18 protein-coding genes and 3 pseudogenes are annotated in these 22134 nt (G+C 62.5%); 9 read left to right on the top strand and 12 right to left on the bottom strand.

Going from position 1 to position 22134, the window contains the following annotated elements; translation table 11 throughout:
• The first annotated feature begins 818 nt into the window (after positions 1 to 818).
• Positions 819 to 1349, top strand: coding sequence for a recombinase family protein (locus tag QMG52_RS19785; protein WP_283562132.1), 531 nt, complete (start codon positions 819 to 821; stop codon positions 1347 to 1349).
• 491 nt (positions 1350 to 1840) lie between these two features.
• On the opposite strand, the gene QMG52_RS19780 is transcribed toward QMG52_RS19785, so the two are convergent.
• The 5 genes from QMG52_RS19780 to QMG52_RS19760 all read right to left on the bottom strand — a co-directional run bounded on the left by QMG52_RS19780 (position 1841) and on the right by QMG52_RS19760 (position 6692).
• Positions 1841 to 2545, bottom strand: a complete 705-nt coding sequence (locus tag QMG52_RS19780; protein ID WP_283562131.1) for a helix-turn-helix domain-containing protein — start codon at positions 2543 to 2545, stop codon at positions 1841 to 1843.
• Between the two features lie 110 nt (positions 2546 to 2655).
• A complete protein-coding gene (locus tag QMG52_RS19775; protein ID WP_283562130.1) occupies positions 2656 to 3855 on the bottom strand; it encodes an oxamate carbamoyltransferase subunit AllG family protein in 1200 nt (399 codons plus the stop codon).
• The gene (locus tag QMG52_RS19770) at positions 3852 to 4481 is read right to left on the bottom strand and encodes a hypothetical protein (RefSeq protein WP_283562129.1); all 630 of its coding nucleotides are present in this window, start codon (positions 4479 to 4481) and stop codon (positions 3852 to 3854) included. The genes QMG52_RS19775 and QMG52_RS19770 overlap by 4 nt, the downstream gene beginning before the upstream one ends.
• A 26-nt stretch (positions 4482 to 4507) precedes the next feature.
• Positions 4508 to 5425, bottom strand: coding sequence for an NAD-dependent epimerase/dehydratase family protein (locus QMG52_RS19765; RefSeq protein ID WP_283562128.1), 918 nt, complete (start codon positions 5423 to 5425; stop codon positions 4508 to 4510).
• A 25-nt stretch (positions 5426 to 5450) separates the two neighbouring features.
• The gene (locus QMG52_RS19760; protein ID WP_283562127.1) at positions 5451 to 6692 is read right to left on the bottom strand and encodes an aromatic ring-hydroxylating oxygenase subunit alpha; all 1242 of its coding nucleotides are present in this window, start codon (positions 6690 to 6692) and stop codon (positions 5451 to 5453) included.
• Positions 6693 to 6793: 101 nt separating this feature from the next.
• On the opposite strand from QMG52_RS19760, the gene QMG52_RS19755 reads away from it, so the two are divergent.
• The gene (locus QMG52_RS19755) at positions 6794 to 8209 is read left to right on the top strand and encodes an amidase (protein WP_283562126.1); all 1416 of its coding nucleotides are present in this window, start codon (positions 6794 to 6796) and stop codon (positions 8207 to 8209) included.
• 193 nt (positions 8210 to 8402) lie between these two features.
• On the opposite strand, the gene QMG52_RS19750 is transcribed toward QMG52_RS19755, so the two are convergent.
• Positions 8403 to 9407 (bottom strand): PDR/VanB family oxidoreductase, encoded by a 1005-nt coding sequence (locus QMG52_RS19750; protein WP_283562125.1) that lies wholly within the window; start codon positions 9405 to 9407, stop codon positions 8403 to 8405.
• Positions 9404 to 9967: a DJ-1/PfpI family protein gene (locus QMG52_RS19745; protein WP_283562124.1), complete on the bottom strand. Its 564-nt coding sequence runs from the start codon at positions 9965 to 9967 to the stop codon at positions 9404 to 9406. Before QMG52_RS19745 ends, QMG52_RS19750 begins: the two co-directional genes overlap by 4 nt.
• A gap of 216 nt (positions 9968 to 10183) precedes the next feature.
• Here QMG52_RS19745 and QMG52_RS19740 point away from each other — a divergent pair, with 216 nt between their 5' ends.
• The 5 genes from QMG52_RS19740 to QMG52_RS19720 all read left to right on the top strand — a co-directional run bounded on the left by QMG52_RS19740 (position 10184) and on the right by QMG52_RS19720 (position 16634).
• Entirely contained in the window at positions 10184 to 11119 is a 936-nt protein-coding gene (locus QMG52_RS19740) for a LysR substrate-binding domain-containing protein (RefSeq protein ID WP_283562123.1), read from the top strand.
• 230 nt (positions 11120 to 11349) lie between these two features.
• A complete protein-coding gene (locus tag QMG52_RS19735) occupies positions 11350 to 12741 on the top strand; it encodes an MFS transporter (RefSeq protein WP_283562122.1) in 1392 nt (463 codons plus the stop codon).
• 400 nt (positions 12742 to 13141) lie between these two features.
• Complete coding sequence (locus QMG52_RS19730) at positions 13142 to 14449, top strand: flavin-containing monooxygenase (RefSeq protein WP_283562121.1); 1308 nt, start codon at positions 13142 to 13144, stop codon at positions 14447 to 14449.
• A gap of 50 nt (positions 14450 to 14499) precedes the next feature.
• The gene (locus QMG52_RS19725; RefSeq protein ID WP_283562120.1) at positions 14500 to 15435 is read left to right on the top strand and encodes an MFS transporter; all 936 of its coding nucleotides are present in this window, start codon (positions 14500 to 14502) and stop codon (positions 15433 to 15435) included.
• The gene (locus QMG52_RS19720) at positions 15432 to 16634 is read left to right on the top strand and encodes a M20 family metallopeptidase (RefSeq protein WP_283562119.1); all 1203 of its coding nucleotides are present in this window, start codon (positions 15432 to 15434) and stop codon (positions 16632 to 16634) included. Before QMG52_RS19725 ends, QMG52_RS19720 begins: the two co-directional genes overlap by 4 nt.
• Positions 16635 to 17399: 765 nt before the next feature.
• Here QMG52_RS19720 and QMG52_RS19715 read toward each other — a convergent pair.
• Together QMG52_RS19715 and QMG52_RS19710 are read right to left on the bottom strand one after the other, a co-directional pair.
• Positions 17400 to 17804 (bottom strand): annotated as a pseudogene (locus QMG52_RS19715) (transposase); the annotation flags it as partial.
• A 41-nt stretch (positions 17805 to 17845) separates the two neighbouring features.
• Positions 17846 to 18118 (bottom strand): annotated as a pseudogene (locus QMG52_RS19710) (transposase); the annotation flags it as partial.
• A gap of 381 nt (positions 18119 to 18499) precedes the next feature.
• Here QMG52_RS19710 and QMG52_RS19705 point away from each other — a divergent pair.
• Positions 18500 to 19057 carry a hypothetical protein gene (locus QMG52_RS19705; RefSeq protein WP_283562118.1) on the top strand — a complete coding sequence of 186 codons (558 nt, stop codon included), beginning with the start codon at positions 18500 to 18502 and terminating at the stop codon, positions 19055 to 19057.
• A 1-nt stretch (position 19058) separates the two neighbouring features.
• Here QMG52_RS19705 and QMG52_RS19700 read toward each other — a convergent pair.
• A pseudogene (locus QMG52_RS19700) lies at positions 19059 to 19313 on the bottom strand (IS110 family transposase); the annotation flags it as partial.
• A 130-nt stretch (positions 19314 to 19443) separates the two neighbouring features.
• Complete coding sequence (locus QMG52_RS19695; RefSeq protein WP_283562133.1) at positions 19444 to 20076, bottom strand: N-carbamoylsarcosine amidohydrolase; 633 nt, start codon at positions 20074 to 20076, stop codon at positions 19444 to 19446.
• Positions 20077 to 20169: 93 nt separating this feature from the next.
• On the opposite strand from QMG52_RS19695, the gene QMG52_RS19690 reads away from it, so the two are divergent.
• A complete protein-coding gene (locus tag QMG52_RS19690; RefSeq protein WP_283562117.1) occupies positions 20170 to 20424 on the top strand; it encodes an acyl-CoA dehydrogenase family protein in 255 nt (84 codons plus the stop codon).
• 160 nt (positions 20425 to 20584) lie between these two features.
• Here the strand turns inward: QMG52_RS19690 and QMG52_RS19685 are convergent, their stop codons facing one another.
• Positions 20585 to 21994: an NAD-dependent succinate-semialdehyde dehydrogenase gene (locus QMG52_RS19685; protein WP_283562116.1), complete on the bottom strand. Its 1410-nt coding sequence runs from the start codon at positions 21992 to 21994 to the stop codon at positions 20585 to 20587.
• Positions 21995 to 22134 lie beyond the last annotated feature (140 nt).

Below are 22134 nucleotides of genomic sequence, written 5' to 3'. Positions count from 1 at the left end.
GGGAAATCAACAGTTCATCGTCAGCCTGACGCCGACGACGACACGAAATCAAGACTCCCGACCAAAAACAGGCCATCATCACCGACTATGACGTTCCCAACACCAAAGAAGGCGACGCATAACACCGGGGCAGAGACAAGTGGTCTCTAGGATGAGCGAACGGTCACGCGGCACCGAATATTGGGGGAGACCATCAAAAAGGGTATGCGCAGGAAACTGGAGGATGCTGAAAGCTCGGACGAGTCACGTGTAGTCCTTTATTGTTGGCAGTTCGGATCGGTCGGTGCGGGTTCCGAAGCGCCGCCTCAGGGTGCAGATGCCACCCAGTCGGTTGGTTACTCGCCTGGCGGCAGCTGCACAGATCTCCCCGAGGTCTTGCAAACCTTGGGCAGACCCGCCTGACGAAGCTCCGGCCCAAGTTTTCCTGCGGCGATGCACTGTCCACCAGGGTGTACCCGGGCAAACAGATCGAGGTCACTGCGGAGTTACGTCCATCAGGGTCTCTTCAACGATGGTTAGACGCAATCGATGGAGGGTCTTGGGGATGGCTGGACACAATAGGCAGGTGGTTGGTTATGCGCGATATGTGGGCATGAGACACGTCCAACCTGGTCTTTGTCTCATACCGAGCATCGATTCTTCAGACGCCGTCTTGGTCTGCCTCTGACTCGCCGGCCGGGACGAATACGAAGAGCTCCGCACAGACGTCACCCTCGACACGCTAGGAAGGACCACCGAGATTCTCCGGAAAACATCAATTCCATGGCCACAGCAAACCCTCACATGAGACACGGCCAAAGAGCCTACATAACGTGAGGGTGAGCGCCGCCGACCAGAACGAGGCATGGCAGCTCGAGGCACTTGGCGCTGTGGACAGACTGTTCTCCGAGAAGGTCAGCGGCAAGAACACAGACGACAGAGCCCAGCTCCAGCAGATGCTCATCTACGTCCGCGACGGGGATAAGGTTCGAGTGAAGTCACCAGACCGCCTGGCACGTTCCACAACGGACCTTCTCGATTCCGTTGAGCAACTCAAAGTCAAGGGCGTTGCCCTGGAGTCCATAGATGACCCGGCCCTGAACACTGATACGCCGCAAGGGGAGTTCATGCTCACGGTCCTCGCTGCCATCGCGCAGTTGGAGCGCCGGACCATCCGTGAGCGACAGGCCGAGGGCATTGCCATTGCCAGGAGGAACGGCATTTACGACCGGGTCCCGAAGCTCTTACCGGAACAGATCCAGCTGGCACGCGAACGGATTGCCCAGAACGTGCTCAAAGCCAAAGTCGCCCGGGACCTTGGCGTCTCGCGGCAGACGCTGTACGCAGCACTGAACAGCAGCGGAAAGTAAGCCAAGGTCAGCTCATGAACGAAGATGATGGGGATGCGCTCAATCCCGCTACGCGAGCCAGCTCAGGCTGCTGAACCGGGCGGATCACAGTACGCCAGGATTGAAACCGTCAGAATGAGATCCGAGACCCGCGACAACACCCTTCAATAAATCGAAAGAGGACTTCATTCTGACAGACGAGAAAGCGTCATGCCTGTCATCTAGCCGAAGTACGCCCCATCTTGGCGGCTCATGACATCTTCAGGAATGCCGACCTGAACGTAGATTTCCGTACCCATCCTCCTCAGACCCCGAATACCTTATTCGACTTAGGGAGATCGTCCTTGCCGGAGGAATGGCTCAGGGCCCATGCGCACTTGTATGCCGGGGCATGTAGCGCTGCCTAAGCCTGCCACGGCAACGAGTACCCGCTGGAATTGGTCGCGGGCCTTCGCCAGCAACGATGCCTGAGTGCGTGGGGGCTGGGTCTGATGTCAGCTGCCCCTCATCAGTTAGAAGGCGCAGGATTCCCCGGGGGTTGATTCGACCATGCACCATACTGCGCGCACCGTTTCGGCGCCGTCGTTCCAGAAACGGTGGGGGATCATGGAATCAAAGGCGATACTGTCGCCTGGACCAAGTTCATATTCCTCGAAATCAAGCTGCACACGCAACACCCCGGCGATTAGAAGCCCGTATTCGTGGCCGGAATGCCGGACGAATCCGCCCGGCTGTTCCGAACCGGCTCCTATTGGATAAACGATTTCCCGGAAGTCGACGGGCTCGTGCCGGGTGGGTGTGAGCAGCTCCCACCGGACACCGGTCTCGAGGTCGATCGATCGCCGCTCCCCGGCTCTGGTTACAAAATTCTCTTCACCGCGGGTGCGTGCAATGTTTTCGGAACCGGAGTTCTTGTTGGCGTTATCGCCGAAAAGATCACTCACCCCGAGTGAGAGTTCGGCAGCTATTGCATAGATCAGAGTGATGGAAGGGGTCACCAATCCGCGTTCGACCTGCGAGATGTGTCCGGCAGAAATATCGAGCCGGCGTGACATCTCTCTGAGGGACATGCCGCGCTCCATGCGGGCTGAACGAATGCGGGCTCCCATGGCTTCGCCGCCTCCCTCGGTGACCGCTTCCTCTGCAGCCTGCGGGGTGGTGGACTCCCGTACCACGTCTGCCTTCTGTTCGAGGCGGACCTTCGTCGTCTCTGTCATGTCTAGTCCTCCCTCCACGGCCGTGCTGGTACTGGTACTGGTACTGGTACTGGTAAAGCCTATCCCCCCGGGCCCTGTTGGTCGGCCCGGGGATACCCGCTTCAGTCAGGTCAGCCGACCGGTGTGCTGGCATGGCCCAGGGACACCTGGGCAAACTCGCCGATGGGTGGTTCGTATGCGCCCCCGGCGATTCTGCCTTCCAGACCCTGGGCTTCGATCATGCCAAGTAACACCACGGGAACTGTTCCTGCTTGTGTGATGCGGGTGGCCGAGGTTCCCGTGCGGATTGGAAGGTGTGGGTGCGCAATTTCCATGACCAGGGCCGGGCGTTCGTCCATCTTCTCCGGGACGTAGTCACCCAGGGCCTGGATTGTCGTCGGCGCGTGGTGCAGGGCTTGACCGCCCAGACCAAAGAAGTCCACGACGGCACTATCCCCGATGGCACCGAGCACCGGAATGCCACTGAAGGATGCGGGCAGCGGGCCGCGGGGGGCCGCCGCCGGAAATACATGCCATACGCCGGGCCGAGCAGCGGTTTGGAAGCCGAATTCAACCCCGTTACCCCCCACGCGGACGATGGCGTCGGATTCACCGGCGGTCACGGCGGCCCGCAAGGAGATTGCTGCGGCGGCCATCCAGAGGTTCAGGGCAAAGGCCGAAGCCCCCTCGAGGAACTGTTTGGCTTGTGGCCGGAAGACGGAATCATCGGATTCGAGGAGCATCTGCGCACAGAGGACACTGCCGGCCTTAGTCCGGTTGTGCCCGTCGTCACCTTCATGCAGCGACTGGGCCAGCACTGGCCAGAGCCGAACCGGACCGATGTCCTCCACCCGGTCCGCGAGCCACCGCGCGTATGGGCCGTGCAACCAGTTCTGGTGTTCCACCAGTCCTTGTTCCATTATCCCCACGCGGAGGCACCCCGTCATGCCCTCGTTGATGACTGCATACGCGATCGCCCCGGTGATTTGGTCCTCGATGACATGCATGGCCATGCTCGGGGAGATGACGCCAGCAAGCGGCACGACGCAGTCGTGGTCCTGGGCGGGTTCGATGCGCACCGTTCCGCTTTCAAGCAGCTGCTTTGCCTGCTCCGCACCCGTGGCCCAGCCTTCGAAGATGACGGCCTGCAGAAGCGAGTTGATCACAGGTGGGGGAATCGATCCGGCATCCTTGAAGGGGGGCCCCGCGTGCAGAAGGATCTTCCCTTGGACACCCCGAGCTGCCAGGACTGCTGCCAAGGTGGATTGCATTGTCCAGATGGGCTCGGTGGAGGAGATGGCGTCCGCGGCGGCCCGGGTGCGATCCGTCACCGTTCCACCCATGTTTCGGAGATGGCCATGCCCGCTGATTGCCCGCGGCCATTGAGGAAGTCCCGTTCGATGGTGGTTCCCTCGAGTTGTCGCCCGTCAACGTTGACTTCCCCCCCGCCCGCAATGCGGAAAACGGCAAACATCTCGTGTTGCCCGGTTCCCGATTCCGAACCTGGCACGTCCACCGCGAACGGTTCTCCAAGGGACCTCCACGTTAAGGTGATGCTTCGGTCAGCGGCCGTGGCCGTTTCGGTCCAGTCGTCTCCTTCGAGCGTCTGCTGGAATTCGGCCCCTCCGATGTATTCGAGGTCATCCATGACCTCGCTGGGACGGAACAGGACGAACTTAGAGACGAAGTCCCGGACAAGGTATTTCGCCATCTCGACGTTATCGGTCAGCACCATGCGGGCGGAACCGCTCGCGGTGCGGTCATAGGGATTCTCGACGACAACGGCGGCCCGTCCGATGCCATAGGGTGAAGCCGCGATGCGGAAGAAGACGCTCAGGGAGCTCCATTGCCCGGCGGGATCTCTTTTGAGGTAAATGAACGGGTTGTCCCCCGTCCAAGCGACGGCTCCCTGCCGCACGATGGGAAGGGACTGCGGTGCGGTCGTTGTCTCTGTCATGGGGGGTGTCCTTTCGAACGTTGGATTTAGAACAGGGATTCGGCACGGGATGGCAATCCCAGACCATTGCGGCGTCTCATTTCGAGGAAATTGCTGGTCGGCTCCCAGTCGAGCATCGTCTTCGCCTTGGCGGAGGAGAAGATCGATGCCCTCGGATCCGCTTCATATGTTGAAGCGTCCGTGTCCTGGGGTACTGGACCGACCGTTCTTTCGTACCAGTCGAGGGTGGCCTCGGGGTGGCAGCTGTCGTTGGCGCTGATGAAGAAGGTGTCGAACGCGATGCCTTCGGCTTCGACTGCCGCACGGAAGGCGCGGGCGAGATCCGAGGCTTCGATGTAGTAGAAGAGCCATCGGAGCCCGGGATCGTCAATGAATTGCGCGAACTCGGCGAGATTCTCCTCCAGGACCACGGCCAGGGGACGAATGCAGATGACGGACATCCCGGAGCCGCGGGCTACCGCCTGGCCCATGTTCTCCATGATCTGCTTGCTCAGGCTGTAGGCCTGCACCGGCCGGATCTCGTGCCCTTCGTCCACCGGGAGGTGCTGCGGCGTCCAGTCCTCCCGCATTTCGGAGAGTCCGCTGGCGGAGATGCTCGAACACAGCACGACCTTTTCCAGGCCGCTTTCCTGTGCGGCCTGCAGCACGTTCCAAGTGCCAAGGGTATTGACGCGGATGTACTTCTCCGGGGCAGCCTGCCAGTCATAGTCGATCGCAGCCAGGTGGATCACGGCGTGCGCGCCCTGAAGTGCCTTCCGGACGGAGTCGAGGTCCATGACATCGGTGGCGACGTATTCCACCACGGTGGGCGCACGACCGGCGGGACCCACCTCGGCTGGTGCCAGATCGGCGTTCTTGACATCGAAGAACTTGGCCAGTTCCTCAAGCACGTAACGGCCCACACGGCCGGATCCGCCGGTGACAACGACTTTTTTCGGTGACATTCTGCTCCTTCTGGATTCGTCGCGCTTAGACATTGGCGGGTTCGGATTCGGGTTCGCCGTACAATGCATTCGAATCGCTGCCGACTTGGTCGGCGCTGCCAAGGCGGGCAAGGGCATCCGCCGCGCGGTACTTTTCGACGAGCCATTCATTGAACCGCACCAGGACGACCTCGCTGGGTGCATAGCGGCCACGCGGTGCGAACTGGGAGTGCATCCCGTCCTGGACCGATTCCCAGGCGTAGATGTCTTCTTCAAGCACGCCTGCGAGGTCCTCGAGTTCCATCCTCCAGGACTCCCTGAATCCTTCGAGCTGGAGAGTGGATTCAGGGTAGAGCCATGTGGCGGCGAAGACGGAGGTCGTGGTTCCCGTAGGCAGCCACATGAAGTACTTGACCTTGTCCGGCATGGCGATGATCAACAGGTTCGGCGCTATGGTCACGTAGGCGAGGCGGCGACGCTGTTCATCGGTCAGGCCGGGCAGCACCGGCTGCAGGGCCTTGCCTGTCCTGGTCGGGGCGAGGTCCTTTTCCAAGCCCACCAGGTCGTAGGCGATGATCCCCTTCTGCGGTTCATTGGACTCCGTGTTGTAGTCAATGCGCTCAGACGATGCGTCATGCATGGGCTTCCAGGACTTCGAGTGCAGGTGCGCGCAGTGGTAGCACTCGTCGCCGAAAAGCTTCCAGTTGCACTTCACCGGGAAAAAGCTCTGCGGCTCGGCGGACTTCAGGTCGGCGATGCCCCAGTTGGTCAGGTAGCTCGAGAGGTTTGCCAGCCGGTCGGCCAGAGGGGGGATGTTCTCGTCAAAGGTGATGAACACGAAGCCTTCCCAAAGCTCCGACCTGATTTCCGGGAGCTTGACCGAGGCCTTTACGAAGCACGGGCTCTCATTCAGGTCCGGCGCGGATTGGAGCATCCCGTCCAACCCATAGACCCAAGAGTGGTAGTCGCACTTGAAGCGGCGGGCGGTGCCTGAACCGTTGGCCACGCGCATCGCCCGGTGGCGGCAGACATTCGAGTGGACCTGCACGGAGCCGTCCGCCTGTCGCACGACGAGCATCTGCTCGCCCAGCGCGTCCACCGTGAAGTAGTCGCCCTTGTTGGGGATGTCGGTCGCACGACCGATGCACAGCCACTCGTGGCCGAAGACTGCATCCATTTCGAATTCATGGAACTCATCGGTCTTGAAGACCTCCGGGGGCAGCGCCACAACATCATTGACATCACCACAGCTGGCGTCGAATTCTTCCATCGGGATGGGGCTGAGCATGGTTTCTCCTCTATTTCGTTTCCCGGTCTCCTTTGGATTCCGGTCTGCAACAATGTTCTATAGTGTTCTGTGACACAGAACAAAAGTCAAGGACCCGTTTAGTGTCGAAGACCAGAGGCGTCCGGATGCGCCGCAGTTTCAAGCCGAAATGCATGGGAGATAATGCGATGGACCTTTCAAAATCCTTCCCGCTCGTCGCGACCGCAGCAAGACTCAAGGACGGCCGGATGTCTGCCGTTCAATGCGTCCGCTCTGCTCTGGACAGGATCGAGGAAGTCGACGGGGCCGTGAAGGCCTGGGTACTCGTCGATGCGGAGGGCGCATTGGCCGAAGCCACGCGTCTCGATGCCCTGCCTGCCGCAGATCGCCTTCCGCTGCACGGCATACCAGTGGGTGTGAAGGACATCATCGATGTCCGGGGTATGCCAACACGCTGCGGCTCATCGACGCGGGAAGGGTGTGCAGTGGCGGCGACCGATGCGGCTGTGGTTCGGCTATTGCGCGGCCTGGGCGCCATTGTCTTGGGTAAGACCGTAACCACCGAATTCGCATACTTCAGTCCTGGTCCGACGGGAAACCCGCACGACCCTTCGCGCACCCCTGGGGGCTCGTCGTCGGGATCAGCGGCGGCGGTGGCGGCGGGCATGGTCCCGCTGGCGCTGGGGACGCAGACCGCAGCTTCTGTGGCACGTCCAGCATCGTATTGTGGCGTCACCGGTTACGTTTCAGCCCGCGGTGCGTTCGATGACTCCGGCATCACGGGATTGAGCCCGTCACTTGACACCCTGGGCTTCATTGCCCCGACCGTGGGGGACATGGATTTCCTGCGTCGAGTGCTTGGCGCTGCGCATGAACCCGCACAGCAGAGACCGCGGTTCGTGGTTTGGCACCCGGAGCCCTCTTTCGGAGTGGATCCGGCGATGCTGGCTGCCCTAGATTCAGCAGTTGGCCTGCTGGCTGCGGCGAGCGTGGTCGAGCCAGCCGGAAGCTGCTGGCCCGTGCCAGATGCAGGCAACGGCGAACACATCACCGCTTCCGCCCTGGCCGGCGCACATGCAACGATCATGGCACACGAGGCAGTGAGGCTGCGCGCTACCGAAGCGAATCAGCCGACCGGGCTGGGCATCCAGCTGCGTGCCCTGTTCGATGAAGGGCGCGCCGTGGGCGAACAAGAGCATGCCCGGGCGCTGGAACTGGCTGGACGCGGTGGACGTGCATTGCGTTCGGTGCTCCATGGCAGCAGCGTGCTTTTGTGCCCGGCAGCCCAGGCTGTTGCTCCGGAGGGCTTGGACGCCACGGGCTCACCGCTGCTCAGTCGGCCGTGGCAGGTACTGGGGTTCCCGGTCATTGTGGTCCCGGGCTGCAAAGATCCGCACACCGGCATGCCGCTGGGACTACAGCTCGTTGGCCTTCCCGGACACGAGGAAGGGCTCTTCGCTGCAGCCAGGCAGCTTGAATCGGTCCTGTCCGCCAACGGCTCCATCGAGTCGCCTATCGGTAGCGGCAAGCGCGTCTAGGCCGGCATTTCCCCGAAATTCCGGCCGTCGGCTGGTGGCGCTGTCGGCCCTATGGCTGATCACGACATCCGCACCGCCGGGAATGCCCCCTGCGCAAAGTCGCGCGCCAGCGCGTTCCTTCGTTTCCGCCCGGCGACCACGAAAGGGCTGTCCGGGCGGTATGCCCGGACAGCCCTTCGAATCCGGCGGTGTCTCAGAGGTCGAGAACTATCCTGGCGCTGCGGGCGCGTGAGACGCAGATCATCATTGTCTCGTTCGATGCCCGCTCCTCCTCCGTGAGCACCGAATCGCGGTGTTCCGGTTCACCTTCCAGTACCTCCGTTTCACATGTCCCGCACACGCCCTCGCTGCATGACCAGTCCACGTCCATGCCCGCCTCGCGCAGTACCTTCAGGCATGAGACGCCTGCAGGGATGTGGTGCGAGGTTCCCGACTTTGCAAGCACGACGTCGAAAGGAAGGTCAATTCTTCCCGGCGCGACGGGGGCAGCGGCGAAACGCTCGCAATGGAAGGTCCACCGCCCCGAATCCACCGACATGCCGTCAAGGACGTCAAGCAACGGCCCTGGGCCACAGGCGTAGACGTGGTCACTAACCCCCAGGGCGGATGTGATGCCAGCCAAATCGATCATCCCGTTTTCCTCGTCGCAGTGCAGGGTGACGTTGCGTTCGGGAAGACCGTCGATCTCTTCCAACAGGGCCAGCCGTGCACGGTTCCGGGCAAGGTAGAACAGCTTCCACGGAATCCCCTGCCGCTCGGCCTGCCGGACCATGGGGAGGATTGGCGTTATTCCAATGCCCCCGGCGATGAAGACGTAGGACTCTGCCGGTTCGAGCCTGAAGTGGTTCCGCGGCCCACGAACCTGCAGGGCCACGCCATCAAGCAGCTGGGAGTGCACCCTTTCGGATCCGCCCTTCGACTTGGGGTCCTTTAGGATCCCGATGCGCCATGCCTTGTAGTCCTCGACGGGACCCCACAAAGAATATTGCCGCGACAGTGGTTCCCCGTCCCCGTCCTCGCCGAGGAACACATCGATATGTGCCCCCGGTTCCCAGGCGGGGAACGGCTGGCCGTCCGCGCGTCGCAGGGTCAGCGAGACGATGTCCTCGCCCACCATGCGCCGATCCGAGACCCTCACGTCGAAGGTGTCTTCCCCCGGCGCCTCCGTGAATGCCAGCGTAGTTGCCAACTGGGTCATGATGCCACACCCCCCGGGGCTGCGGCCGTCAGGGGCACATCGGATGCCAGTACGCCCAACAGCGCCTCGATCCATGCATCAACATCCTGCGGAAGACGGGAGGTGATCAGGTTTCCGTCGATGACCACGGGCTCGTCCTTCCAGCTGGCTCCGGCGGCCTCGACTTCCGGACGGATGAACGGGGCGCTCGTCACAGTCCGGCCCGTCAGCAGGCCGGCGCTCAACGCCACCCAGGCTCCGTGGCAGATCATGGCAACAGGCTTGCCCGCCTGGTCCATCTGCGTCAGGAACTCCAACGCCTCCGTACTTCTGCGGACGATGTCGGGCGCAAATCCCCCAGGCACGAGTACGGCATCGAAGTCGGAGACCGCCAAGTCCTCGAAGGAGGCATGGGCGAGGAATTGCCCCACCCCCCCCTTGCCCTTCGGCGGCTGTCCTCCCGGCGTTGCCACGACGACCTTCCGCGTCTGGCCAAGCAGCCGGTAGTAGGGGAACAGGACTTCTGATTCCTCGAAGAAGTCGGCGGTCAAAATCGCGACCGCGGCGTTGTGGGCTTCCATAGGTGCATCCCTTCGGAACGAATTGTGTATTCAAACAGTGTTCTGTGAGATAGAACACTTTGTCAATACGCGCGTGCCGATCGGACAATTAAAAGGGCACGTCCCGCTCGCTAAAAGGGCACGCCTCGCTCGCACCTGTGTCTCCGTTCGACATGCTCGAACGCGGAACCCCGTGCTGGTGGATTGGAGAAAACAGATGGGGGCTAGGCTTCTGCCATGGACGTCACAATCACCCAGTTGCGCTGTTTTACGGAAGCGGCCGCCCACCTATCCATGACCGCCGCCGCGGGAAGCCTTCACACCACCCAATCTGCGGTCTCGAGCGCGATCGCCAAACTTGAAAGCCGTCTCGGGCAGTCCCTTTTCATCAGGCAGCAGGCCCGGGGCCTGCGCCTGACCCCCACCGGAGAACGGTTCCTGCGCAGTGCGCAGTCCATCCTCGAGCATCTGGAGGAGGCCGTCGAGTCGGCCCAGGCGGAGCAGGGGAACGTCGAGGGCCGCGTCCGTTTCGCCTGCTACAGCACCCTGGTTCCCTTCCTGCTTCCCGGTATCCTGGCCAAGCTGCGCATTTCCCACCCCGCACTGGAAGTCGAGGTCCTAGAGGCCGATTCCAAGGGATGTGCCGACGCATTGTCCAGCGGCCAGGCCGATATCGCCCTCATGTATGACATGGGCAGCCTTCCGGAGAAGCTCGCGATTTCCACCGTCGCATCCGTTCGGCCCTACATCGCGCTGCCCCCCGAGCACCCTTTCGCAGACAGGGCCAACATCTCCCTTGCGGAGATGGCAGGGGACCCATTCGTCCTCCTCGAACTGCCCAATACAGGCGAACTCATGCACTCCATATGGCAGACCGCCAATCTCGAACCCGAGGTCTCCTTCCGCTCGGCCAGCTTCGAAACGGTCAGGACGTTTGTGGCCAACGGCCACGGATACGCGATCCTGCACCAGCGCCCCCAGTTCGACCGCACCTACGACGGAGGGCGGATCGTCAGCATAGACATCGCCGACGATGTGCCCAGTCTGCCCATCGTCCTCGCCCGTCTGAACAGCTCACGGGAGACTGCCCGCACCAGGGCGCTGGCCGAGGCCGTGGGGCTTCAAATCGCGTCCTCCGCCTCCGGGAGTGGGCTGCGGGAAGTTCCGCAATAATCAGCCATCGCGTGAGACGATGCATTGCAGAAAAAAATGAATTAGACAGATAGTGATCCCTGACACAAAGTTGGTACACGGGCCCGGCTGAAGCCTCCGAACAAGACTCGGCGACGATCGCATTCCAGCGGCCGACGGGGAAAGATCCCTACCGATGTCGCCCTCAATCGCGACTTCGGAAGGTGCAATGCCCGGGTCCGGAAAACCAAATTCGTGCTCCAGGAGGCACCATGATCATTTCACCGTCAGAAGAGCAAGTTGGCCAGAAGGGCCTGCGCAAGAGCGTTGCGGCGGGCTCGATCGGGGTCCTTGTCCATTGGTTTGATTGGGCGATCTACGCCTATCTCGCCACGACCATCGGCAAGGTCTTCTTCCCGGATCAGGACAGTACGGCCGCCCTCTTGGCCGTATTCGCCGTCTTCGCGGTCTCCTTCGGCGTCCGCCCCCTCGGCGCACTGCTGTTCGGGACGCTGGGAGACAAGCTGGGACGCAAGAAGACCCTTTCCATTGTGATCCTCGCTATGGCCGGATCCACGCTGCTCGTAGGCCTGCTGCCCGGATATGCCTCCATCGGCATCTGGGCACCGGTATTGCTGATCTTCGCCCGGGTCATCCAAGGGCTGGCCGCCGGCGGGGAGTTTGGCAGTGCAGCGGCTTTCCTCGCCGAATTCTCCCCCACCAAGCACCGGGGTTTCGGCGTCAGCTGGCTCGAGGTCGGCAGCCTGCTCGGCTTCCTACTCGCCTCGCTGACGGCATTCGCACTCAGCACAGCGATGTCGGCTGAATCCCTGGTCGAATGGGGGTGGAGGATCCCCTTCATCCTGACCGCACCCCTGGGCATCATCGGCTACTACATCCGCACAAAGATCGAAGACACTCCCGAGTTCCGGTCCCTGGAGAAGCTTGAAAGCGTTGCCCAAAGCCCGGTCAAGGAGGTCTTCAGCCGCAACTGGAAGCAGCTTCTCCAAACCAGCGGCGTGGAAATAATGATGCATGTCACGTTCTACATCGTGTTGGTCTATCTTCTGACCTATCAGGAGGAAGTGCTGGGTTGGAATCCCTCAAGCGCGGCACTGCTTTCAACGGTCGCCTCCATCGCGGCCTTGATCCTCGTCCCGCTCTTCGGCATGCTCTCGGACCGCCATGGCCGCAAACCCCTTCTGATCTCGGCCTCGATCCTGCTCATGGTGTTCTCCTACCCGCTGTTCATGCTGATGCAGTCGGATGTTCCCGCCGCCGCCATGCTGAGCACCATCGGCCTGGGAATCATTCTGGCGGTCATCCTCGGCGTCCACGCCGTAACGGTGGCCGAGCTTTTCCCGACCCGCACACGACAGTCCGGCCTGTCCATCGCCTACAGCGTCACCGCGGCCATCTTCGCCGGAACGGTGCCATATGTCCTCACCTGGGGCATCAGCGTCACGAACAACGCCATGCTTCCGGCCTTTTACCTGATCCTCGTCGGTCTCATCGGATTGGCCACTTTGCTGACGATGAAGGAAAGCAAGGGCATCGACCTGCTTCGCGATGACATCAAGTATGCGGCATCTATCAAGAACGCGTCCCTTCGGGAAACAGGGACCGGAGAGCACGTCCTTAAATCTCCGGCCGATATCGCGTAGCAACATGCGCCTATTCGCCGGTGTAGCCGGTTTCGGTTTGGGGAAGACCCTCATCGGGACCGGCTACAGCGTTGCCTCAAGCCCTTGGCAAGAATTCCCCCGTGAAGAACCTCTCGGGAGAGGAAAGGGGCCATCGCCCACCCTTGGGAGGGCAAAAGGCACGACCGGACGCACTTCGCTGTTTTGGGCCCTCGTCCTGCCGGGTCATCACCTTCCTGGCAGCGGACAAACAAACGAATTATCCTCTTCCGCGAATACCGCAGAAAGGTCTCCTGCCACCGAACACATGGAATGTTGGGCGGGGAATCTCTGGGCACCCTCCTCCAACACTATGTGGCGGACAGCGGGGCGCCGAATCCGGACCGCTCGAAACATGCAACCAGAACTAATGGAGTTGACGATGTCGATCGAAGAAACCGAGGTACTTGTCGTTGGTGCCGGCCAGGCCGGTGTGGCGATGAGCGAGCATCTGGGAGCGCAGGGTGTTCCCCATGTAGTCCTGGAGCGCTCCCGGATCGCCGAGCGCTGGCACTCAGAACGGTGGGACTCACTGGTCGCCAACGGCCCCGCCTGGCACGACCGCTTCCCCGGCATGGAGTTCCCCGAGGTCGCACCCGACGCCTTCCCCACGAAGGAACAGGTCGCCGCTTACTTCTCCGCCTACGCCGAGAAGATCAATGCTCCGATCCGCTGCGGGGTGGAGGTGACCTCGGTGACCAAGAAGGCCGGGGCACCGGGGTTCCGCGTCGAGACCTCCGACGGGACGATCGATGCCCGCTTCGTCATGGCCGCCACCGGTCCCTTCCAGAAGCCGGTCTTCCCCCGGATTGTCCCTGAGGACGCCGGGATCACCCAGATCCACTCCAACTCCTACCGAAACCCCGACCAGCTTCCCGAAGGGGCGGTTCTCGTGGTCGGCGCCGGGTCTTCCGGGGTCCAGATCGCCCGCGAGATCGCCCGCTCGGGCCGAAAAGTGTACCTGTCCGTCGGCCCCCACGACCGCCCGCCACGCGCCTACCGCGGACGGGACTTTGTATGGTGGCTCGGGGTCCTAAATAAGTGGGACATGTCCGCCCCACCGCAGGGTGCCGAACACGTCACGATCGCCGTCAGCGGCGCCGACGGCGGCCACACGGTGGACTTCCGCGCCCTGGCTGCGAACGGCATCACACTGGCGGGCCGGACCATGTCCTGCACCGAGGGGACCTTGGGGTTCGCGGCCAACGTGAAGCAGAACGTTGACCTGGGCGACGCCAACTACCTGTCCCTGCTCGACGAGGCCGACGCCTACATCGCAGCGAACGGGCTCGACCTGCCCGGGGAGCCCGGAGCCCGGGACCTCGGCCCCGACCCCGACTGCCTCACCAACCCCATGCTAGAGCTCGAGCTCGCGGAAGCAGGCGTCGCCTCTATCGTCTGGGCGACCGGGTTCACGGTGGACTACTCCTGGCTGCAGGTCGATGCCTTCGACGCCGAGGGCAAGCCCGATCACCAGCGCGGCGTCTCCGCCGAACCCGGCGTCTTTTTCCTGGGGTTGCCGTGGCAATCGTGCCGCGGCTCGAGCTTCATCTGGGGCGTATGGCACGACGCGAAGTACCTCGTCGAACAGATCATGATCAAGCACACCTACCACCGATACCGTGCTCCAGGCGAGATCGAGACCGCCGTGGCCCCGCAGGAGCCAGCGCTGGCCCCGGCGGCCCGGTAGCCGCACCGCCGCGGCATGACCACCACTGGCCGCGGTGCTCGGTGGCGGGCGTGATCGGTGCGCATGATCCGACGCGTGGCTTCTGGGTCGGCGTGCCCTTCGCCCTGATCGCCTGGGTTGCAACCTTCTTCCTGCCCGATGCCGGAACGCCGACGCGCCAGCCGCTCGCCATTCGTCCGATGCTGTGCTGTTCGCTGGGGCTCATCGGATTCGTGACCGCGCTGTCGATGGGGCCGGACTGGGGGTGGCTGGATATGCGCACACTTTCAGCCGGCCTGTTGGGTCTGGCTCTGCTGGCCCTCTGGGCAAGGCTAGATTCCGCCTCAGACAAGCAGTTCATCAACCTGCGGCTGCTTTCTGTGCCGAGGATCCGCACCATATCCTTGGCGACCTTCCTATTCGGCTTCGCCTCGATCAGCTACTTCGGCACCAACGGCATCTTCCTGCATTCGGATCCATCGTCCGCTGGATACGGGTTCAACCTCAGTCCGCTTGCGATTGCGGTCGTCCTGGCCCTTGGCTCGGTGCTGTCCCTTGCGTCGTCGCTGCTGACCTCCCGGGCATTGAGCGTGCTGGGGGAGCGGACGACGCTGCTCTTGGCCGGCCTGATACTCGCCGGTGCCTTCGCCGTCATGGCCGTCGGCCACCGCTCGTTCTTCTGGTACTGCACAGGGTTCGCGCTGTTCAACGTGGGGCTGGGCATCTACCAGGCCGCCACGCGCGCCCTATCCGTCGAGGGCGTCGCTCTGGCGGAAACCTCCACCGCCGCCGGTCTGAACGAGCTTGCGCTCTCCATAGGCATCGCAGTCGGGGCGGCCGTCGTCAAACTGCTCTCCTCAACGTTCGCAGACGGCCGGCACATTTCGCTCGCTGGCCTGATCGCCATCTGGGCCGCCCTAGCACTGGCTGCAGTAGCGGCGGGTGCTGTTTCCAGACGCTACGTACGGGTGCTCAGCACCGAATCGATTCAGGAGACCCACGGATGACCCCGACCAAACAGATACCCCTCGATATGTCGATGAAAAGCACGGTGAGACTCCGGATCGAAGAAGCACTCCATCGGCACGCCGGGGACGTTCTGGAACTCAGTCACGCGCTGCACGCCGACCCGGAGCTCAGCGGTGAGGAGTTCCGCGCCGCCGAGCGGGTGCGGGAACTGCTCCGGGTGTCCGGCTTTAGCCTCGATAGGCGCCAGCCCGAAGCGCCCACCGCCTTCTGTGCCAGCGCCGGAACCGGGAACGTCGTCGTCGTACTGTGTGTGGAGTACGACGCGCTGCCGGGGATCGGACATGCCTGCGGTCACAATGTGAACGGGGCGGCCTCCGTCGGCGCGGCACTCGCCCTGGCCGCAGTTGCCGAAGAGCTGGGAATCACCGTCAGGGTGCTCGGAACCCCCGCGGAGGAGGCGCATGGCGGCAAAGTCGACCTCATCCGGGAAGGATTCCTTGCCGGCGCGTCACTCGCGCTCATGGCGCATGCGTCGGCCAGCGATTCCGTTGGTTCCTCCTCCCTTGCTCTCTGCGCCTGGGAGGTCAGCTATGAGGGGAGTGCCGCGCACGCGGCCATCGCCCCGGAGGAAGGCGTCAACGCCCTGGACGGACTGGTGGTGGCCCAGACCGCGATCGGCTTGGCGCGGCAGCAACTCTCCCGGGACGCGGTGGTCTCCCTCGTCATCCTGGAAGGCGGAAGCGCCGTAAACATTATTCCGGCTCACGTCCGGGCACATGTGGAGATGCGCGCGGCCACCAGTGCGGCGCTAGCAACCGTGCAGGATAGGGTGCGGCGCTGCCTCGAGGCAGGAGCTATGGCCAGCGGGGCGGGACTGACCATGACGCCGCTGGGAAATGACTTCGCCGAGCTCCGGCAGGATGCCTACCTAGCAGATGCCTACCGCGACGCCATGAAACACCGGGGCCGGGACGTGGTTATGGCCTCGGCACCGGTCGCCTCGACAGACATGGGCAACGTGTCCCACGTGGTCCCGTCGATCCATCCGACACTCGGCTACGACGTGCAGGGCGCGATTCCCCACACCGCAGAATTCGCCAGTCATGGCGCCTCCCCTTCGGCTGACCGTGCCGTGCTCGACGGCTCCTATGGGCTGGCCATGTGCGCAGCGATCACAGCCCTGGACCCCGAACAACGACGACGGCTCAGTCAGCCCCAGGCCACGCAAACGAACTAATCCGGCCCGGTTGCGGGCGCAGGGCCAGATTCCTTCATGAATGAGTCACGGGACACACAGATTCACCGCGCGTACAGCTGGCCGGAATCGGCGTCCGCGTCAACATGATCTCGACCGGACAGGTCGCACCGACCTCTGGGAGGAGCAGCCGAAAGAGACGATCTGGCCCGACGACGTCGCCGGAGCCCTGCTGTGGATCCTGGACTCCTGTAATCGACGTCAACGGCACCATCATGCGGGCTACTAGGCCAGTGGTTAAGAAACATATGCGGATGCAGTCTCTGATTTAATAGCCAGAAAACCCTGCCCCTTCCCTGGGGCATTCAGCGCGCCGAACCGTGGAACCGTTGCCTCTGACGGAGCCCTTGGTATTCGGGCTTAGTGCTTTGCTCTTAGCGTTGCGGTGATTCGCTGTGTAGAGGTGAACCATTTGCCGAGGGCGGGTCGATTTCGGCCAGGACTTCATGCATATTCTGGTATTAAGTTCTGACGTTGGTGGTTCGGAGGAGCGGCTCGAGACGGGGGGGGGTGTCCCTATGTTCTTTGATGCTCCTATAGTTGTCAAGCTGCGATCTGGGCGTCTTGCTGTTGGTTGAGCCATGCTCGGTAGTGGTGGAGGAATCGGGTGTCGCGGATCGTGCCGCGTTCGATGAGTGAGATCTTGCTGATCGCGCAGTCGAGGGCGTCTGCGACCTCGGTGAGGGCGAGTCCGAGGCTCTTGCGTGCGGGCCGGAGGTCGCTGCTGTCCGCGGCCGGTGGCGGGGTAGTGATGAGGTGGAAGACCTCGCGGGCGATGGCGCGCTTTAGGCAGCGGAGGATGTCCTTCTTCGTTTTGCCCTCGGCGGTGCGGCGGGCAGCGTAGTCGCGGGTGTTGGGGTCTGTGGCCAGGCGCACGATGGCGATCTGGTGCAACGCGGAGTTCGCGGCCCTGTCGCCGCCGCGGTTGAGGCGATGACGCGTCGTCTTCCCCGAGGAGGCTGGCAACGGCGCGGCGCCGCAGAGCATCGCGAACGCGGCCTCGGAGCGGAGCCGCTCGGGGTTGTCGCCCTCGGTGATCAGCAGCTGCGCGGCGGTGACCGTGGAGATCCCCTGGGTTTGCACGAGAGCCGGGTTCACCGTGTCGACGAGCTGGGCGAGGTCGGTATCGTGACCGGTGATCTCCTCATCGAGCGGGCTTGTCAATGTTTCTGTGTAAGTAGTTCGTTTTTTGTTTAGTTTAGGTGGCTGGCGAGCCGGTCTGGGTAGGCTAGGGCCAGTGCGCCGAGGGCGGCTTTCCATCCGAGGGTGGAGGCCCCCTCAACGAGGTGCTGCCCGGTAGTTTCTGTGTCTGTTTTTCGTTTCTTGCCACGTTGCCGGGCGCGTTTGTCTTCGATCTCGCGGATGGCCAGCCAGAGCAGTTTCACGACCGCGGTGTCGTTGGGGAAATGCCCGCGGTTCTTGATGATTTTACGCAGCTGGTAATTCAGCGACTCGATCGCGTTGGTTCGTACACCTGTTCATGGTTGAAACCGGCCTGATCGACATGACTTGCAATAGATTTTTCCGGTTAGGTGGGCACGGGTTGTTTAGGCACGGACCGGCGGCGCATAGGCTGGGGATCCGGGAGCACCCCCTGAGGATTTCCCCGAACCGCTCCATAGGGTGCCTGCAGGGGTGCCAAGAAGATACGCCGAGTAGCAGTAAGATCTGGATTGTTCAGGACCGCGGCCAACCAGCCGCCGGAGAAATCGGCTTTCCGTCGCTTGGGCAGTCCAAGCTCGATTCCCTGGTTCGACTTCTTGGGGCAACAGGCGTGTCCAGGTAGGTGCATTGGTCGATGCCTGCTACCCATTCCAGTCGGGCGGGGGCTGTGCAAGACTTCGGTCATGAACGACCCACGAGGCCGTATTCTTCCACTGCTCCGCGAAGGTGAGCAGCTGCTGTGGGTTGGGCAACCCGATCCCCGGGTTCGTTTCACGGGGGCTGACGCTTTCCTCGTGCCGTTTAGTGTTTTCTGGGGAGGGTTTGCGGTTTTTTGGGAGGTCATGGCCATCACGACGGTCAGGCAGCCCTTGTTCATTATCTGGGGGATCCCGTTCGTTCTGCTGGGCCTCTACTTCATCTTCGGCCGTTTCATCGTCAAAAAGCGGGGGAAGATCGCAACGGTTTATGCGCTCACCAATTCCCGGGCGATCGTCTGCTCGGGGGACAGGTCAGTTGCTGATTCCCCTGTCACTGGCATGCCAAGCAAAGTGGATAGGGCAAGGGACAGGCGGCATGTGAGCGTGACGTTCGGATACCAGGGTTTCGTGGGCCCCGTGGGCATGTATCAGAACACGGGGCTCGATGTTTTCAGCCTTGGGCGGGGACGGGCGGTCGGCTTCTACGATGTCGGTGACACTGACGGGCTATTAGGAGCTTTGGACCAGGCCCGTGTCGGTTGAGTAGAGAGGCGAAGACCGAGAGGAACAGGGCTCGTTTGAGGATCTTGTCGCCTTTGCGTGATGAGTGGTCTCCGCGGATGGAGGGGCCCGAGCGCCAGGTGACCGGTGCGAGCCCGGCGTAGGAGGCGAGGTGTCCGGCGGTCTAGAAGTTCTTGCCGGCAACATCGGCGAGGATCCGGGCCTCGGTCCTGACGCTGACCGCCGGTAGGGACGTCAGGAGTTCGTGAAGAGGGTGGGCCTCCACGAGCAGCTCGACCTAGGTCAGGACCAGGGACTTCTTTGTCGTCGCAGATGTGCAACAGTCCGGTACCCGCTGCGGGGTGCCGGACTGTCGTCGGGTCGGCCTGAGAATGTCGGGTCGCAGGACTCCGACTGTACGGTTCGACTCAGGCCGGATCTGCGGGGGTCTCCACTTCGGGCTGGGGATCCGAGAGGGTCTTCGGGACCGTGTCCTCGAACTGTGGGAGGCCGTTCAGGTACTCCACCACAGAATCCGTGGACTCCACGTCACCGAACTTGTTGTCGATGTCGTAGAGGTTCCACTGCACGACGCCCGGGACACGGTCGCCGATGGTCTCCCTGGGGATGATCGGGCGGAAGCCCTTCGCGATCGCGTCCTCGACGGTGTGGCGCACGCACCCGGCCGCGGTCGCACCGGTCACAATCAGGGTGTCGATGCGGTTGGAGGTCAGGAAGAGCTCGAGGTTCGTCCCCGGGAACGCCGAGGCGCGGTTCTTCTCGATCACGACCTCGCCTTCTGCGGGCGCGATGCGGTCATCGATCTGCGCCCAGTAGGAATCCGCCGGAAGGGTCTCCGTGGGGATCTTCGAGTACCACAGACCCATGTCATTCGTACCGGAGGAGGCGTCGCGGTTGCGGTACACGTTCGTGGTGTAGAAGACCGGGACCCCCTTGGCGCGCGCGGCCTCGTTGATCCGCTGGACATTCGGGATGATCTCCTCCATGCCCGGGCAGCTGAACGGGTGGCCCGGACGGGTCCAAGCGTTCGCGAGGTCGATGTGGATGACTGCGGGGCGGTTGCCGTAGCCGATCCGACGCTTGAAACCGCGCTCGTTGTAGACGCTGGTTCCGGCTTCGCAAGACGGGCTTCGATGTCGTTGAACGTCTCTGTCATTTCAGTCAAGCCCTGCGGCGCCGAAGCCAATATGGCCAAACACCTGGCCGCCGACGCCAGCTTTGAATCCGCCAACGCCTGCATGAACACCTTTGGCGGGTTCGGCTTCGTGGACGAGTACGCCGTCGAACGCAAGTTCCGCGAGACCCGAATGTTCCAAACGGCGCCGGTGAGCAACAATCTGATCAAGAACTTCATTGCCACCAAGGTCCTGGGCCTGCCCCGTTCCTAATAGAGGGCTAAGTCGGCGAAGCCGTGATTTTTAGGTCGTGTTTTTGTTTGTCGGTCGGCTGGGTTGGCCCCGGTATTTGGCGCGCACGGCCTCGGGCGCGGCCGTGAGCACGGCGCTGATCCGGGCGAGCACGGCGGTGCGCCCGCGGGCGTGATTGGAGCTATTCGGCGATGTAGAGCAGCCGCTTGTTGACGAATTCGTCCATGCCGAGCGGGCCGAGCTCGCGCCCGTACCCGGAACGCTTGACGCCGCCGAACGGCATGCCGGGGCCTTCGCCTTCGGCGGCGTTGATGGTGGCCATCCCTGAGTTGAGTTGTTGGGCGACTGATTGGGCACGGTTGGTGTCTTGGCTGAACACGGCGGAACCGAGCCCGTAGTCTGAGTCATTGGCTAGGGTCACAGCCTCTTGGTCGCTGGAGACCTTGTAGACGACAACGACGGGACCAAAGAGTTCTTCACGGTAGGCGCGCATGTCCTTGGTAATGCCAGTCAGCACGGCCGGTTCCAGATAGGAGCCGGGACCATCGACGGGCTTACCACCGGCGTGTAGGACCGCGCCCTTAGATACGGCGTCATCAATTTGTGACAGCAGGCTTTCGGCTGCGGTGACGGAGGACAACGGCACGAATGTGCCGGGTTCCTCGTATGCTGGGTTACCTGGTTTGAGGTGCGCGGCCTGGGTTGCGAGTTCGGCGACGAACTCGTCGTAGATGGTGTCCATGACGATGATCCGCTTATTGGAATTGCAGGCTTGGCCGGCATTGCTCATCCGAGTTTCGAACGCGGCTCGGGCAGAGGCTTGCACATCCGCACTGTCCAGGACTATGTACGGGTCGGAACCCCCGAGCTCCAAGACCACTTTCTTCAGACTACGTCCGGCGATTTGGGCGACGGCGGCACCGGCACGTTCAGATCCGGTTAGGGACACGCCCTGGATTCGAGGATCGGCGATGATGGTTCCGATCTGTTCATGGCTGGCGGAGACATTGAGGTACGCCCCGCGGGGAAGGCCGGCGTCTGCCATGATCTGCTGGATCGCTTGTGCGGAACGCGGACAGTTCTCAGCATGTTTGAGGATGATGGTGTTGCCCAGCATAAGGTTGGGGGCGGCGAACCGGGCTACTTGGTAATACGGGTAATTCCACGGCATGATCCCCAGCAGAGGCCCCACAGGGAGTTTCTGGATCACCGCACGAGCACCGTTGAGGGCCTTGATCGGCTGGTCGGCGGCCAGCTTCGGGCCTTCGATGGCGTAGTAGTTGAAGATTTCCGTGCAGAACGCGACCTCGCTCCGGGATTCGGAGAGCCGCTTGCCCATCTCTTCGGTGATGATAGAGGCGAGCTGGTCCTTGCGTTCGGTGAAGAGCTTTCCCACCCGGGCGATTAGGCGGGAGCGCTCGGTCATAGGGACTTGGCGCCAGCTCTGGAAGGCATTTTCGGCGGTGGTGATCGCGTCCTGCAGTTCACCATCGGTGATGGTGGGAAATTCTTCGACGGTCTCGCCGGAGGCCGGGTTGATGACTCGGTAGCTAGGGGATGCGGGTCGTTGATTGGTGGGGGTGGCAGGCACGGCCAGGTTCCTATCTGACCCGGATCCGCGAGTAGTGGCTTTTTGAGGCCGGAATTCTGGCGGGGGCGTGAATTTCGGCAACTTTTGGGTCCGGGCATGACAAAAGCCCGGTTGTCGTGTCGGGTGGGCGGAGGCTCCAT

Source organism: Paenarthrobacter sp. PH39-S1 (genome assembly GCF_030063245.1).
Taxonomy (GTDB): Bacteria; Actinomycetota; Actinomycetes; order Actinomycetales; family Micrococcaceae; genus Arthrobacter_M.
This window is presented reverse-complemented; position numbering and strand designations above follow the sequence as displayed.

What these genes read in the sequence shown, in the direction of transcription:
- QMG52_RS19760 (WP_283562127.1), bottom strand. Translation starts at nt 6,692, where the DNA reads ATGCTCAGCCCCATCCCGATGGAAGAATTCGACGCCAGCTGTGGTGAT.
- QMG52_RS19740 (WP_283562123.1), top strand. Translation starts at nt 10,184, where the DNA reads ATGGACGTCACAATCACCCAGTTGCGCTGTTTTACGGAAGCGGCCGCC.
- QMG52_RS19690 (WP_283562117.1), top strand. Translation starts at nt 20,170, where the DNA reads ATGTCGTTGAACGTCTCTGTCATTTCAGTCAAGCCCTGCGGCGCCGAA.
- QMG52_RS19765 (WP_283562128.1), bottom strand. Translation starts at nt 5,425, where the DNA reads ATGTCACCGAAAAAAGTCGTTGTCACCGGCGGATCCGGCCGTGTGGGC.
- QMG52_RS19780 (WP_283562131.1), bottom strand. Translation starts at nt 2,545, where the DNA reads ATGACAGAGACGACGAAGGTCCGCCTCGAACAGAAGGCAGACGTGGTA.
- QMG52_RS19750 (WP_283562125.1), bottom strand. Translation starts at nt 9,407, where the DNA reads ATGACCCAGTTGGCAACTACGCTGGCATTCACGGAGGCGCCGGGGGAA.
- QMG52_RS19730 (WP_283562121.1), top strand. Translation starts at nt 13,142, where the DNA reads ATGTCGATCGAAGAAACCGAGGTACTTGTCGTTGGTGCCGGCCAGGCC.
- QMG52_RS19735 (WP_283562122.1), top strand. Translation starts at nt 11,350, where the DNA reads ATGATCATTTCACCGTCAGAAGAGCAAGTTGGCCAGAAGGGCCTGCGC.
- QMG52_RS19745 (WP_283562124.1), bottom strand. Translation starts at nt 9,967, where the DNA reads ATGGAAGCCCACAACGCCGCGGTCGCGATTTTGACCGCCGACTTCTTC.
- QMG52_RS19770 (WP_283562129.1), bottom strand. Translation starts at nt 4,481, where the DNA reads ATGACAGAGACAACGACCGCACCGCAGTCCCTTCCCATCGTGCGGCAG.
- QMG52_RS19705 (WP_283562118.1), top strand. Translation starts at nt 18,500, where the DNA reads ATGAACGACCCACGAGGCCGTATTCTTCCACTGCTCCGCGAAGGTGAG.
- QMG52_RS19720 (WP_283562119.1), top strand. Translation starts at nt 15,432, where the DNA reads ATGACCCCGACCAAACAGATACCCCTCGATATGTCGATGAAAAGCACG.